Below are 13,211 nucleotides of genomic sequence, written 5' to 3'. Positions count from 1 at the left end.
CCACGCTCCCTCCAATGCCTTTTTTCATCCATCTTTGGGCTGGCAAAAAAGAAGAGCCCCCGAAAGGGCATGGAGCATTGGGCGGGGCAAAGCCCGCCCGGCGGCTCTCGCCATCACAAGGAGCCCGCGCCGCTTAAAGAGGAAAAGGAAAGAGCAGGGGCCCAGGCCGGTCCCTATCGGAGCAACAATTGCTGCCCCTTGGAAAAACACCGCTTTCGCACCAGATCCGTGACGATCATCGCCCCCACGGCAGTGGACGCCACTAGCATCAGCATGACTACGATCTGATAGCGGATGGCGGTCAACGGATCCGTGCCGGACAATATCTGGCCGGTCATCATCCCGGGGAGCGACACCAACCCCACGGCCATGAGGGAGTTGATGGACGGGATCATGCCCGCCCGCACGGCTCCGGCCAGAATGTCCCGCGACGCTTCCCGGAAGTCCGCGCCCAGGGCAAGCCGCATCTCCACCTCGTTGCGGCGGGCCTTGAGGTCCGAAAAAAGCCGGTCCAGGCAGATGGAGATGGCGTTCATGGAATTGCCCACGATCATGCCCGCCAGGGGGATGAAATATTGCGGCGTCCACCACGGCTTTGCTCCCACGATGACCCCGGTGACCACTATGGAGACCAGGGCGTAGGACACAAGCATGGACAGGAACGTGGGGATGGCGAAGGGGATGGTCCGTTCCTTGACCCGGCCCCGGATGGTATGCACGGCGGCCGCGACCATGAAGGCGAATAGCAGCAGGATCAGCCAAGCCAGGCGCACCTCGAAGACGAATTTGAGCACGAAGCCCATGAGGAAGAGCTGTACGAAGGTGCGCACCGTGCCCACAGCCAGATCGCGGCCCAGGCCGAGCTTGTGGACGAAGGAGGTCGCGCCCGCCAGGAGCACGAAGCCAAGACAGAGGACGAGCTGCCATGGGCCGATTTCGATGATGTGCGGGGTCACGACAGCACCAGCCCTTGATCTTGTAATGCAATGAAATGGGTCACGCCTTCGGGCACGTCTTCGGAATGGGAGATCATGACGACGGTCACGCCGCTTTCGGCCAGCTCCCGCGTGCGGTCCAGGACCACACCGGCGGAGTGGGCGTCCAGGGAAGCGGTGGGCTCGTCCAGGAGGATGACCTCGGGCGACAGGAGCAGGGAACGGATCAGGCAGATCCGCTGCGCCTGGCCCACGGACAGCTTGTCGGCCCGGGATTCCAGGGTGATGCCCTCCAGGAGGAAGACCGAAAGCTGGGCCGTGATCTCCTTGTCGGAGGGCCGGGTCAGGCCCGCGTTGGCCTTGAAGGCGAAGGGCAGGAATAGATTGTCGCGCACCGTGCCGGGCAGGAGCGAGGGCAACTGCTGCACATAGGCCACGCAACGGCGCAGCTCGGGCGGGGCGATGTCGCGGAGGGGCGTGCCCTTGAAGGAGATGGTTCCGCCCTGGGCCTCCTCCAGGCGACAGAGCAGGCGCAGCAGGGTGGACTTGCCCGCGCCGGACGGGCCGCGCAGGAGATGATAGCCGCCGGGCGCAAGGGTCAGGGAGGCGTCCTTGAGGATGACCGGGCCGTCGGGATAGGCAAAGGAGACCCTGTCCAGGGCGAGAGACACGGTCAGCTCGCCTTGTTGTCGAGAAAGTCGAGGAATTGGAGGGCGACGTCCATGGTCGGGGCCAGTTCCAGAGCTTGTTGCAGGAACTTCCGGCATTCGGTTTCGTCGCCGCGTTCATAGTGGGCACGGGCGATGTTGTAGAACAGGTTTTCGTCGTCCTGGGTGATCTCGAGCGCCCGGGCGTAGTAGGTCACGGCCTGATCCGTGAGCCCGGATTTGCGCAGGTTGATCCCGAATTCGTTGAACAGGTGCTTGTGCTCCGGGGAAAAGGCGGCGTCCAGGGCGACCACGCGCCGGAAGATGTCGCTTGCCTTGTCCGCATCGCCCCGGGCCAGGTAGGTCAGACCCAGGCCGAAATTGGCCCGGACGTTCTGTTCGTCCAGCCCCAGGGCGGATTCGAACTCGAACTGGGCGGAGTAGAGGGCCCCCTGGCCGCGCTGCTCCTCGGCCCGTTGGAGGGTGTCCGAGAGCTCCCGCATACGGGGGTAGACTTCGGCCTGGTAGAATTCGATCTCGGGGCTGAAGCGGGCGAGAAAATCGGGAAAGGGGACGTCTTCCTTGGGTCCGGAAGGGACGTTGTGGGTGTTCAAAGGCTGGACCCGGACCATGCGGTCCCCGTCCGGGGCGGGCTCGATCTCCTCGGCGAACCAGAAGGATTTCTGCACGGTCTTGCGCCGGGTGGTGCCGGTGCCGACCATGGCCGTCTCCTGGGTGGAGAAGGCGCCCGAGATCTTGACCGCGCGGGCGTCGGCCGGGGTGCGCCGCGGCCTGGACGCGCCTGCGGTGCGGGACGGCTTGGGAGCGCCCGTGGCGCGGCTGTTTCCCTTGAGGGAAAAGTTTAGTGTCAGAGTATCGTCAGGGGTCACGTCGATGCCTCGTTTTCTCGAAAATGGCGTGAAGGGAAAAGGTACACTCGGTCGCTTTGGAAGGCAACCGGTCTAACGGTTGAGCAGGGAGGTTTCGTCAAAAGGTGACAAATGGCTTTATATCCGCTACACGCAGGGTCGACGGTCGTCCACCGACGCTTCCGTCAGCGGAGAAAGAGGCCTTGCGCCAGCGTTTGCCATCGAAAACGGAGAGACAACATGAGTACGATCGGGAAGAGGATTCGCGCCTATCGTGAGAAGCAGAATCTGAGCATTGAGGAGTTGTCCGACAGAACCACTCTGTCCGGGGATTTCATCCGTGCCGTGGAAGAGGAGGACATGTACCCCTCCTTGCGGCCTTTGGTAAAGCTGGCCCGCGCCCTAGGCGTCCGCCTGGGCACCTTCATGGACGACCTCGTTTCGAGCGACCCGTTGATCACCCGTTTGGACGAGCGCGAGGAGGAGCTGGTCATGCACCCCGACGGCAAGGAGACCGGGCTGATCTTCCACTCCCTGGGCAAGGGCAAGACCGACCGCCACATGGAGCCGTTCTTCATCGAGCTGCTGCCCGAGTCGGCCCGGGACGAATCCCTGTCCTCCCACGAGGGCGAGGAGTTCATCGTGGTCCATTCCGGTAAGTTGCGGGTTCGCTACGCCCAGGAGGAGAAGATCCTCGAAGCGGGCGACTCCGTCTATTTCAACTCCATCGTGCCCCACAACGTGGCCTGCGGCGGGGATGAAAAGGCCGAGATCTACGCGGTCCTGTATTTCCCGGAATAAGGAGGGTGTATGAGTGCACTTCGAGAAATTACCCTCGGAAACCTGCTGAACGAGATCGCGGGACAACACCCGGACACCGAGGCCGTGGTCTACGTGGATCGGGATTTCCGCCTGACCTACCGGGAATTCGACGAATTGACCGACACCATCGCCAAGGGGCTGATGGGGCTCGGCGTCAAGAAAGGCGAAAAGGTGGCCATATGGGCCAACAACGTGCCTTACTGGGTGGCCTTGCAGTTCGCCACGGCCAAGATCGGGGCGGTCCTGCTCACGGTCAACACCCACTATCGCTCCCATGAACTGGAATATCTGCTCCGCCACTCCGAGACCGAGAACCTGTTCATCATCGGCCAATACCGTGACCACGATTACCTGACCACCACCTACGAGCAGATTCCGGAACTGCGCACCCAGGAGCGCGGCCAGCTCAGAAGCGAGAAGTTCCCGCATTTGAAGCGGGTCTTCTTCCTGGGCCACGAAAAACATAGGGGCATGTACTCCATCCCCGAGCTCCAGGCCATGGCCGCCATGGTTTCGGACGAGCAATACGCCGAACGGCAGGCTTCCCTGGACCCGCACGACGTGGTCAACATGCAGTACACCTCGGGCACCACCGGGTTCCCCAAGGGCGTGCAGCTGACCCATTACAACATCCTCAACAACGGGTACTGGATCGGCGCGAACCAGAAGTTCGTGCCCGGCGACCGGCTTTGCCTGCCCGTGCCGCTGTTCCATTGCTTCGGCTGCGTGCTCGGGGTTATGGCCGCGGTCAACCACGGGGTGACCATGGTCATCCTGGAGGACTTCCTGCCCCTCGACGTCATGGCCGCCATCGACCAGGAACGGTGTACCGCCGTGTACGGCGTGCCGACCATGTACATCGCCATCCTTGACCATCCGCTGTTCTCGCGTTTCGACTACTCGTCGCTGCGCACCGGGATCATGGCCGGTTCGCCCTGCCCGGTGGAGGTCATGAAGCGGGTCATCGAGCAGATGAACATGCGCGAGATCACCATTTGTTACGGGTTGACGGAAGCCAGCCCGGTCATGAGCCAGACCGTGGTGGGCGATTCGCTCAAGCACATGACCGAAACCGTGGGCCGGGCCATGCCCGAGATCGAGGTCCGGGTGGTTAATCCCGAGACCAACGAGGAATGCCCTCCCTGCGAGGTCGGCGAGGTTTGCTGTCGGGGCTACAACGTCATGAAGGGCTACTACAACAACGAGCCGGCCACCCGGGCGGCCATCGACGACGAGGGCTGGCTGCATTCGGGAGACCTCGGGGTCATGGCCGAGGACGGCTACCTGACCATCACCGGCCGCCTCAAGGACATGATCATCCGGGGCGGCGAGAACATCTACCCGCGCGAGATCGAGGAATTCCTGTACCAGATGGACGGCGTTCTCGATGTGCAAGTGGCGGGCGTGCCGAGCGGCAAGTTCGGCGAGGAATGCGGCGCCTTCGTCATCAGGAAGGGCGACGCGGACCTGGAGGCCGAGGACGTCATCGACTACTGTCGGGGCAAGATCGCCCGGTACAAGATTCCGAAATACGTGACGTTCGTGGAGGCCTATCCCATGACCGCCTCGGGCAAGATCCAGAAATACAAGCTCCGCGAACTGGCCGCCGACCTGTGGCCGGACGCGTAGCGGCGATATGCGGAAAAGATTCGGGGGGAACCTTCTTCAGGGAGGTTCCCCCCGAATCCCTTGCCGTCCGTTTCGGCAAAGGGTAGGGCAACAGGGCGGCATGCGCTTCCGGGAAAGGGACTTTTCCGGACGCTTGCAGCCCTGCGCCGCTTCGGCGCGATGGCCGAGATGTTTTGAAGAGTCCGCTTTTTCAGGAGGTATGGAATGGAACAGTACAAGGAGATCGCGCCCCGTCTGGTGGGCGTGCGCGAAGGCGTCGGCTGGACGCCCAAGGAGATGGCCGACCTGCTCGGCGTGAGCGAGGAGAAGGTCACTGGCTACGAGTCCGGGACCATCGAGATTCCGGTGGGCTATCTGCTGGACGTGTCCCGGCTGTGCCGTGTGGACCTGACCACGCTCATTTCCGGCCGCGAGCCGCACCTGAAGTCCTATTCGCTGGTGCGCAAGGACGAGGGCTTCTCCGTGGACCGGCGCAAGGACTACGACTACAAGTCCCTGGGCTACAAATTCGCCGGACGCGAGATGGAGCCCTTCCTGATCACGGTCCCGCCCAAGTCCGGCGAGGACATGACCGAGACCTCCCACCGGGGCCAGGAATTCATCTACGTGCTCGAAGGTCGTCTGGAGGTGCGTCTCGGCGGTGAGCCGATCATCGTCGAGCCCGGCGATTCATTTTATTTCAACTCGGAAACGCCCCATGCCCTGCGCGGCCTGGATGGCAAATCCGTTCGTTTTCTCGACGTGATTCTATAGGGCCGGTCGGAGAACATCCGACCCGCCCGGAAAAGTTTACCGATTTTTGTTGCGGGAAAAATCACAAAACCTGATTCGAATCACGGAGAAAACCCCTATGTTTACCAAAGAAGAATACGCCGGATACAAGGATTTTTGCGAACGATACACACCGGAATGCCCCGATGATTTCAACTTCGCCTTCGACGTCCTGGACGCCAAGGACCCGAAGACCCTGGCGCTCATCCACGTGGACGACGACTACAACCGGCGCGATCTCGATTTCGGCTATTTCCAGGAATCCTCCTCCCGGCTGGCCAACGCTCTGGTCGCCAAGGGCGTGAAAAAGGGCGATCGGGTCATGCTCATCCTCTACCGCCGGGTGGAATATTGGGTGACCATGCTCGCCCTGCACCGCATCGGCGCGGTGCCCATCCCGTCCCCGTCCCTGCTGACCCGCAAGGACATCCGCGAGCGCGTCAACTACGCGGGCATTTCCATGATCGTCTGCGAGGACTCCATCGTGGAGCGCGTGGACCGCGCCCGGCCGGACTGCCCCGGCCTGGTCCGGCTCGTCCAGGTGGGCGGCACGGCCGAAAACGGCTGGACCGATTATGACGGGCTGCTGGCCTCGGGCGACGCGCATTTTCCGCGCACCCCGGACTCCCCCGGCGGCAACGACCCCATGGTCATATTCTTTTCCTCCGGTACCACGGGGCTGCCCAAGATGGTCCTGCACAACCACAAATACGCCGCGTCCCACTACACCACCGGCGCATTGTGGCACGACCTGGAAGAGGGCGACATCCACCTGACCGTGTCCGACACGGGCTGGGGCAAGTCGGTCTGGGGCAAGTTCTACGGCCAGTGGATGGCCGGGGCGATCATCTTCGTCTGGGATTTCCGGGGCAAGTTCCATCCCGGCGACCTGCTCAAGGTCGTGGCCGATAACAAGGTGACCACCTTTTGCGCGCCGCCGACCATATACCGCTTCCTGGTGCGCGAGGACCTGTCGCAATACGACCTCTCCAGCCTGCGGCATTGCACCACGGCGGGCGAATTGCTCAACGACTCGGTTTTCCATGCCTGGCAAAAGGCGGTGGGCATGCCCATCTTCGAGGGGTATGGGCAGACCGAGACCACCCTGCAGGTGGCCACCTTCAAGTTCATGGAGCCCAAGCCCGGCTCCATCGGCAAGCCCGTGCCCGGCTGGGATATCGCGCTCATGGACGAGGAGGGCAACAAAGTGCCCCAGGGCGAGGAAGGCGAGATCTGCATCAACATCGACTCACCCGTGCTCGGCCTGTTCGACTCGTACATGGACGAACCGGAAAAGACCGCCTGCGTCAAATGCCACGGTTGGTATCACACCGGCGACAAGGCCTGGGCCGACGAAGACGGCTACCTCTGGTTCATGGGCCGCACTGACGACCTGATCAAGTCCTCGGGTTACCGCATCGGACCGTTCGAAGTGGAGTCCGCCCTGGTGGCCCACGAGGCGGTCATCGAGGCCGCCGTGACCGGCCTGCCCGACGACGTGCGCGGCCAGATCGTCAAGGCCACGGTCGTTCTCGCTCCCGGCTACGAAGGCGACGAGGCGCTGACCAAGCAGCTCCAGGCGTTCGTCCGCGAATTGACCGCGCCGTACAAATACCCGCGCGTCATCGAATACGTGGACGAACTTCCCAAGACCATCTCCGGCAAGATCAAGCGCAAGGAAATCCGCGAGGCCGACCTCGCCCGGTTGGCTAAGTAGGGGGCTGTCGTTCCCGGAAAACAAACGATCGAAAGCGCCCCCCGTCCGCGACGGGGGGCGCTTTTTATTGTTAACTTCTGTGGTCCATGCGGCAAGCATAGCATCATATAATGATGTAGAAGAATACTTGCTCATTGCCGTGCGACGGCATACGGGGGACCTTCGCAGCCCGGCCCCGGGTTGCGGTGAGACCACCCCGTCCGGCAACGTTTCAGCAAAGGGATTCGCCATGTACGCTCGTCTTTCGGTTCTGTTCTTCGTCTGTCTTCTGTTCCTGCCGTCCTGCCAACACAGCCTCGGCGGCCCGGACGGGCCGGACGCTAACGGACTGACCGAGTTCCGTTACGGGACCGGCTCGACGCACACCCGCACGGAGGTCGGCATGATCATGGTCGGCAAGGGCAAAGTCGGGAAAATGGTGCCGATGATGGCCTATGACGCCCGCTATTCGACAAAGGAGGCCGGGGAGCGGGTGGCCTGGGACGTGACCCTGGAGAACATGCGGTCCTTCGGCGTCGCCAAGGGGACCAAGCCGTTCTATGCCGTCTCGTTCACGACCGACGCCCGGGGCGAGGACATGGCCGACAAGGTCGTGCATGAGACGCCGGTGGTCGACGAATGGGGGCTGGGCGAGAAATCGTTGCTGGAACTCGGACTTCCCTCCGGGACGTTCGCCATCGGCGCGCCCTCGATCCCCCTGCCCCTGGAGGCCCTCCAATCCAAGGACATGCAGATTGTTTTTCCGGAGCCGTCCCCGGCCTACGTCTATCAAGGCGTGAAGGAGATAAACGGCAGGGAATGCTATGTCTTCGCGTACGACAGCAAGCTGACGGTCAAATGGCAGGGCGCTGATCAACCCGGCGCCATCTCCATCTCCGCCGCCTTCACCAAACAGATGCTCCCGGTGCAGTCGACCACGACGCTGACCATCTCCGGCATAATCAAGGATATCGGCACACTGATCGTCTGTGAAATGCGGGAGATTACGGAAGCGGACGCGAAACCGGACCTGCCGCCGGAGGCCCAAGCGGACGACAGCCTGCAATCGGCATTGGAGCGCGCTCCCTTGCAGCCGGTCGCCGAGCCCGTCGCGTTCCGTTATGCCCCCGCCTCGGCCGAGTACAGGTCCGGGGCCTTGCTCCAGGTGGCGAAAAAAGGCAAACCCGCGCTCAAGATTCCCCTTCTGGAAAGCTCCCTGGGGGTCGAAACCGCCATGGACGCCGAGAGGATGGCCTGGCGTCTGCGCATGGCCGACGCCAAGGTGATGGGCCAGCCCCTGGCGCTGCCGGAGCCGCTGGACATCACGTTCACCTCCGACCGTCATGGCCGGGACATCCGGGAGTTCAAGGACAACATGGACATGAATATTTTGTCCGCCGACGACGTGCAAAACGATTTCGTCATTCCCGAAGGCGCCTACAGGTCCGGCGACGTGTGCATGCCCGTGCGGCTGCAGAAAAAGGACTCGGAATTCACCTTCCGGTTCCCCGAGGAGCAGGGATTCGTCTTCCGGGGCATGAAGGAGGTCGGCTCCTTGCGGGTGGTCATGCTCACTGCGGATATCGATTCGTTCGTCGCCAAGAACAAGAATACGGGCCTGGAGAGCCAGGGCCGACTCTCGCTGGTGCGCTATTACGATCTCGCGACCATGCTCCCCCTGTGGTTTGACGGCGTGGTGTCCATCGATCTGGGCGACAGCGTGCTGACCACCTCGGGCGGCATGGTCCGGAACATGGACTAGGCCCGATCCGCAAAGCGGCCCAGGCGGCCGCAAGGGAAAAGGGCGTTCGCCCGAGGGGCCGCTCTTCGTCGTCCCGGGGCTAGTCCCCGTTGGCGCCGTTCTTTTCGTCCGTCTCGGCCTGGGCCACGCCTTCCTCGGTCAGGAGGGTGGCGTAGGCGTCCTTGAAGATCAGCTTGGTGGCCAGTTCGTCAGCCTTTTCGCCCAGTTCCATGAGATGTTCGAGGAAGTCGAGGATGAGCAGGCGGCGTTCCTCCTCGCCGTTTTCGAATTCGAACTTGCAGTCGCCGGAGTCGAAGTAGTGGGCCACACGTTCCAGATAGTCGATGTCGAGCATGGGAAATCTCTCCGTGATTCGCGCCTAGTCGTGATGGTAGGGCATGTTCTTGTGGATGGTCCCGGCGCGGTAGAGCTGTTCGAGGAGCAGGAGCCGGGCCAGTTCGTGGGGCAGGGTCATGTCGGAAAGCCGGATGGTGTGGCGGGCGGCGGCCTTGACCTCGTCGGACAGGCCGAAGGGGCCGCCGATGACGAAGACCGGGCGCTGGTTGGGCGCGTCCGTCCATTTTTGGACGAGGTCGGCCAATTTGCGGCTGGTCAACCGTTCGCCGAATTCATCCAGGAGAATGAGGATGTCGCCGGGCTTGACCTTGGCCAGGATGCGTTCGCCTTCCACCTTGTTTTTCTCGGCGGGGGGGAGTTTGCCGGGTGCGTCCTTGATGACGGTTTCCTCCAACTGGAAGAAGCGCGAGAGTTTCTTCCAGTACAGGGCGCATCCGTCCTGGGAGAAACGCTCCTTGAGCTTGCCCACCCAGAGGAAGCCGATCTTGCTCACCGGACGCTCTCCAGATCGGCGGACAGGGTCCGTCCGTCGAAGTTGATGCGCACGTATCCGCCGTGGGCGAGCATGCCGGGGTTGAGGACCGGGGTGGAGCCGATGCGGTCCGCGCCCCTGGCCTCGTGGATGTGCCCGGTGACGGCCAGGTCGGGCTGGACCCGCTCCAGGAAAGCACGCACCCCGGGGCTGCCCACGTGCTGGCCGTTGGACAGACGGTCCAGTTTGGTGTCGAGCGGCGGTTCGTGGATGACGCAGATGAGCCGGTCGAAATCCCCGGCCAGGGCGTAGGTTTCGTCCAGCCAGGCGGCCAGGGTGGCTTCCGGAACCTCGCCCGGTGTCCCGAAGGGGGTGGGAGTGGACAGGCCCACGCCCATGAGTTTGAGCCCGGGGGCCAATTCACGCACGCGCAGGTGTATGTCCATGTCCCGTTCGCGGAGGTAGACGGTCACGTCGTCTTCATCCATGTTGCCGGGTTGGGCCAGGATGCACGGGTTGAACCGGGCCACGGCGTCGAGCACGTGTTTGGCCGACTCGCGTCCGCCCCGGTTGGTCAGGTCCCCGGTGACGATGACCCCGTCCGCCTCGGCCAGGCCGGGCACGGCCCCCAGCAAGCCGGTGGATTCGTGTATGTCGCCGAACGCTATCCAGTACATTCGAGAGGCTCCTTTGCAGAGGTTGCCTGACACTAACGGCGCGCCGGGCCCGCGTCAACGCATGGTCCGCGCATCCGTCCTTCGGGCGTGCAAAGGGAAGCGGCGGGCATCCTTTTCGGACACCCGCCGCGTGAAGAGCTATTTCCCGCAGGAGCCGGAGGCCGTCTTGAGCGCCAGCTCGGCCAGTTCGGCCAACCGCTGGTCCACCCTGCGATAGAGGGTGCCGAGCGGGAACTGGCCGTTCTTGCCGCGCGTGCCACACTTGAGCCCGGTGAGGATGAACAGGGCCTCCTCAATGGACGTGACCGGGAAGATGTGGAATTTGCCCTCGTCCACCGCCTGGACGATCTCGTCCTTGAGCATCAGGTTGACCACGTTGTCGGCGGGCAGGATCACGCCCTGGCGGCCGGTCAGCTTGCGGCGGCGGCAGACTTCGAAGAATCCTTCGATCTTGCGGTTAACGCCGCCCACGGCCATGACCGCGCCGCTCTGCGAGACCGCGCCCGTCATGGCGTAGGACAGGTTGATGGGCGTGTCCGACAGGGCCGAGAGCAGGGAGGCCAGCTCCGCGCCCGAGGCCGAATCGCCCTCGATGCCCGCGTAGGACTGTTCGAAGCACAGGGACCCGGTGAGTACGATGGGCTTGTTCTGGGCGAACAGCCGGACCAGGTAGGACTTGATGATCATCATGCCCTTGGTGTGGATGGGGCCGCCCAACTGGGCCTCGCGCTCCAGGTCCAGGATGCCGCCGTGGCCCACGCCCGCGGTGCACGAAATCTGGTGCGGCAATCCGAACTCGTAATCGCCGAACAAGGTCACGGACAGCCCGTTGGCCCGGCCCGTGCCGTATCCGTCCGTGTCCACCTTGATAACCTGGCGGTCGTAGTCGGCCATGAATTCCTCTTCATAGAGGTTGGCCCGGTAGTCCTTGGCCCGGACCGCCTCGCTCATGGCCGAGATGTCCACGACTTCCTTGCCCGCCATGCGGGCCAGGGCCGAGGCTTCGATCATGCGCTCGCGGATGAGCGGGATGAACAGGGACATCTTCTTCTGATCCTCGGCCAGCCGGGAGGAGAAGTCGATGAGCCCGGCCATGGCTTCTCGGGTCAGGGGCAGGACGCCTGCCTCGCGGGCGGTCTGCCCGATGACCGAGATGTAGTTGCGGATGTTCGCCGCCGTGCGTGCGGCCGCATGTTGCAGATGCGCTTTGAGCTTGAAATACTTGGCGAACCTGTCGTCGCTGTAAAGCAGGACCTCGTAGTGCTCGTCCGTGCCGATGAGCACCACCTTGAGGTCCAGGTCGATGGGCTCGGGCTGGATGGTCCGGGCGCGGACCTGTTCCGGGTCCACGGGGTCCTCGATGCGCGACTGCCCGGACCGCAGCGCCCGAAGCAGGCCTTCCCAGGAGCTGGGGTTGGACAGCAGGTCCTCCACGTTGAGGATCAGGAAGCCGCCGTTGGCCTGGTGCAGGGAGCCCGCCTTGATCAGGGTGAAGTCGGTGTACAGCGCGCCCATCTCGGCTTCGCGTTCAATGGAGCCGAGCAGGTTGAAGGGGGTGGGATGGTCCTCCACCACCACGGGTGCGCCCTTGGTCTTGCCATTGTCCACGAACAGGTTGACCTCGAACCGGGTAAAGAAGTCCTCGCCCGTGGGCATGGACTCCGGCAACAGCCCGGCCAGGGAGTTGTCGCGCGGGGTGAACTGATCCACGTTGTCCACCACCTCTTCCGCCAGGGCCTCGAAATAGTCGGGCAGTCCCTCGATGTCCTTGAACTTGTCGGCCACGGGCGTGAAGATGTCCGCCATCACCGCCTGGGCTGTTTCCCGTTGCAGCGCGGATTCGGAATCGCGCATGTCCGTTTCGTTCTGGTTGATCTGGCGCAGGATGGAACTGACCCCGGCCAGCAGCTCCTCGCCTTTGGCCTTGAGCTGTTTGCGCTGGGCGGGTTTGAGCTTGTCGAAGTCTTTGTCCGAGACCACCTCGCCGTCCACGATGGGGGACAGGGTCAGCACGCCTTCGTCGTCCAGGCTCAGCGAAAAGTTTTCCTTTTCCGCCGTGTCGTCCATCTTGTTGAACAGCTCTTCGCGCTTGGTGTTGAACTTCTTGACGATGCGCTCGTGCTTCTTCTGGAAGGAATCCTTTTCGAAGCGGGCCGGGATTTCCTGGCGGATGTGGGTCATCGCCTTGGTCTGGGCCAGTTTGAATTTGCGTCCTCTCCCGGCGGGCAGGGACACGGCGATGGGCTTGTCGCTGTCCTCGAAATTGTACAGGTAGACCCAGTCCGCCGGCGGCGCGGTCTTGGCCGCCGCAGGCCTCAGGAACGACTTGACGAAATAGGTGCGGCCCATGTTCGGCTCGCCCGCCACATACAGGTTGTGCTCGTTACCCCTGATCTCCAAGGCCAGGGAGAGGGCGTGGATCGCCCGGGGCTGGAGCTTGGGATAGACGTTCCGGGCCGGAACGTCGGCGCTGGTTGCGTAAGGGATGGTGGCCGGGTCCAGGGCTGCCCGCAGCTTGCTGCCGGGCAACTCCTTGGGAAGGGTCTGCTTGGTCATGGGTTCTCGTTCAGGTTGATTTTGCGCGGCGTTTACACC

12 protein-coding genes are annotated in these 13,211 nt (G+C 63.1%); 5 read left to right on the top strand and 7 right to left on the bottom strand.

The window, feature by feature from the left end:
- Positions 1-173: 173 nt before the first annotated feature.
- From J0909_RS04530 to J0909_RS04520, 3 genes are read right to left on the bottom strand one after another with little or no spacing between them, the layout of a single operon-like run.
- Positions 174-956 (bottom strand): ABC transporter permease, encoded by a 783-nt coding sequence (locus tag J0909_RS04530; RefSeq protein WP_207260865.1) that lies wholly within the window; start codon positions 954-956, stop codon positions 174-176.
- Positions 953-1,606: an ABC transporter ATP-binding protein gene (locus J0909_RS04525; protein WP_207260864.1), complete on the bottom strand. Its 654-nt coding sequence runs from the start codon at positions 1,604-1,606 to the stop codon at positions 953-955. The genes J0909_RS04530 and J0909_RS04525 overlap by 4 nt, the downstream gene beginning before the upstream one ends.
- 2 nt (positions 1,607-1,608) lie before the next feature.
- Positions 1,609-2,472 (bottom strand): tetratricopeptide repeat protein, encoded by an 864-nt coding sequence (locus tag J0909_RS04520; protein WP_353616735.1) that lies wholly within the window; start codon positions 2,470-2,472, stop codon positions 1,609-1,611.
- A 219-nt stretch (positions 2,473-2,691) separates the two neighbouring features.
- Here J0909_RS04520 and J0909_RS04515 point away from each other — a divergent pair, with 219 nt between their 5' ends.
- From J0909_RS04515 to J0909_RS04495, 5 genes are all read left to right on the top strand, one after another.
- Positions 2,692-3,252: a helix-turn-helix domain-containing protein gene (locus J0909_RS04515; protein WP_207260863.1), complete on the top strand. Its 561-nt coding sequence runs from the start codon at positions 2,692-2,694 to the stop codon at positions 3,250-3,252.
- 9 nt (positions 3,253-3,261) lie between these two features.
- The gene (locus J0909_RS04510; RefSeq protein WP_207260862.1) at positions 3,262-4,902 is read left to right on the top strand and encodes an AMP-binding protein; all 1,641 of its coding nucleotides are present in this window, start codon (positions 3,262-3,264) and stop codon (positions 4,900-4,902) included.
- 204 nt (positions 4,903-5,106) lie between these two features.
- Positions 5,107-5,655: a helix-turn-helix domain-containing protein gene (locus tag J0909_RS04505; RefSeq protein ID WP_207260861.1), complete on the top strand. Its 549-nt coding sequence runs from the start codon at positions 5,107-5,109 to the stop codon at positions 5,653-5,655.
- 97 nt (positions 5,656-5,752) lie between these two features.
- Positions 5,753-7,390, top strand: a complete 1,638-nt coding sequence (locus J0909_RS04500; RefSeq protein ID WP_207260860.1) for an AMP-binding protein — start codon at positions 5,753-5,755, stop codon at positions 7,388-7,390.
- A gap of 229 nt (positions 7,391-7,619) precedes the next feature.
- Positions 7,620-9,131: a hypothetical protein gene (locus J0909_RS04495; RefSeq protein WP_207260859.1), complete on the top strand. Its 1,512-nt coding sequence runs from the start codon at positions 7,620-7,622 to the stop codon at positions 9,129-9,131.
- A 79-nt stretch (positions 9,132-9,210) separates the two neighbouring features.
- On the opposite strand, the gene J0909_RS04490 is transcribed toward J0909_RS04495, so the two are convergent.
- The 4 genes from J0909_RS04490 to J0909_RS04475 all read right to left on the bottom strand — a co-directional run bounded on the left by J0909_RS04490 (position 9,211) and on the right by J0909_RS04475 (position 13,172).
- Positions 9,211-9,465 (bottom strand): hypothetical protein, encoded by a 255-nt coding sequence (locus J0909_RS04490; protein WP_207260858.1) that lies wholly within the window; start codon positions 9,463-9,465, stop codon positions 9,211-9,213.
- Positions 9,466-9,489: 24 nt separating this feature from the next.
- Positions 9,490-9,960: a 23S rRNA (pseudouridine(1915)-N(3))-methyltransferase RlmH gene (locus tag J0909_RS04485; RefSeq protein ID WP_207260856.1), complete on the bottom strand. Its 471-nt coding sequence runs from the start codon at positions 9,958-9,960 to the stop codon at positions 9,490-9,492.
- On the bottom strand, positions 9,957-10,616 hold the full coding sequence (locus J0909_RS04480) for a metallophosphoesterase family protein (protein WP_207260854.1): 660 nt from the start codon (positions 10,614-10,616) through the stop codon (positions 9,957-9,959). The genes J0909_RS04485 and J0909_RS04480 overlap by 4 nt, the downstream gene beginning before the upstream one ends.
- A gap of 138 nt (positions 10,617-10,754) precedes the next feature.
- Positions 10,755-13,172, bottom strand: coding sequence for a Lon protease family protein (locus J0909_RS04475; RefSeq protein WP_207260853.1), 2,418 nt, complete (start codon positions 13,170-13,172; stop codon positions 10,755-10,757).
- Positions 13,173-13,211: the final 39 nt, after the last annotated feature.

Source organism: Desulfovibrio sp. Huiquan2017 (genome assembly GCF_017351175.1).
Lineage (GTDB): Bacteria > Desulfobacterota > Desulfovibrionia > Desulfovibrionales > Desulfovibrionaceae > Pseudodesulfovibrio.
Note: the sequence above shows the minus strand (reverse complement) of the source record. Positions and strands in the feature narration are given on the sequence as shown.

Bases quoted from the DNA above. Each gene is read 5' to 3' on its own strand.
- J0909_RS04490 (WP_207260858.1), bottom strand. From the start codon at position 9,465: ATGCTCGACATCGACTATCTGGAACGTGTGGCCCACTACTTCGACTCC.
- J0909_RS04475 (WP_207260853.1), bottom strand. From the start codon at position 13,172: ATGACCAAGCAGACCCTTCCCAAGGAGTTGCCCGGCAGCAAGCTGCGG.
- J0909_RS04505 (WP_207260861.1), top strand. From the start codon at position 5,107: ATGGAACAGTACAAGGAGATCGCGCCCCGTCTGGTGGGCGTGCGCGAA.
- J0909_RS04500 (WP_207260860.1), top strand. From the start codon at position 5,753: ATGTTTACCAAAGAAGAATACGCCGGATACAAGGATTTTTGCGAACGA.
- J0909_RS04495 (WP_207260859.1), top strand. From the start codon at position 7,620: ATGTACGCTCGTCTTTCGGTTCTGTTCTTCGTCTGTCTTCTGTTCCTG.
- J0909_RS04515 (WP_207260863.1), top strand. From the start codon at position 2,692: ATGAGTACGATCGGGAAGAGGATTCGCGCCTATCGTGAGAAGCAGAAT.
- J0909_RS04480 (WP_207260854.1), bottom strand. From the start codon at position 10,616: ATGTACTGGATAGCGTTCGGCGACATACACGAATCCACCGGCTTGCTG.
- J0909_RS04510 (WP_207260862.1), top strand. From the start codon at position 3,262: ATGAGTGCACTTCGAGAAATTACCCTCGGAAACCTGCTGAACGAGATC.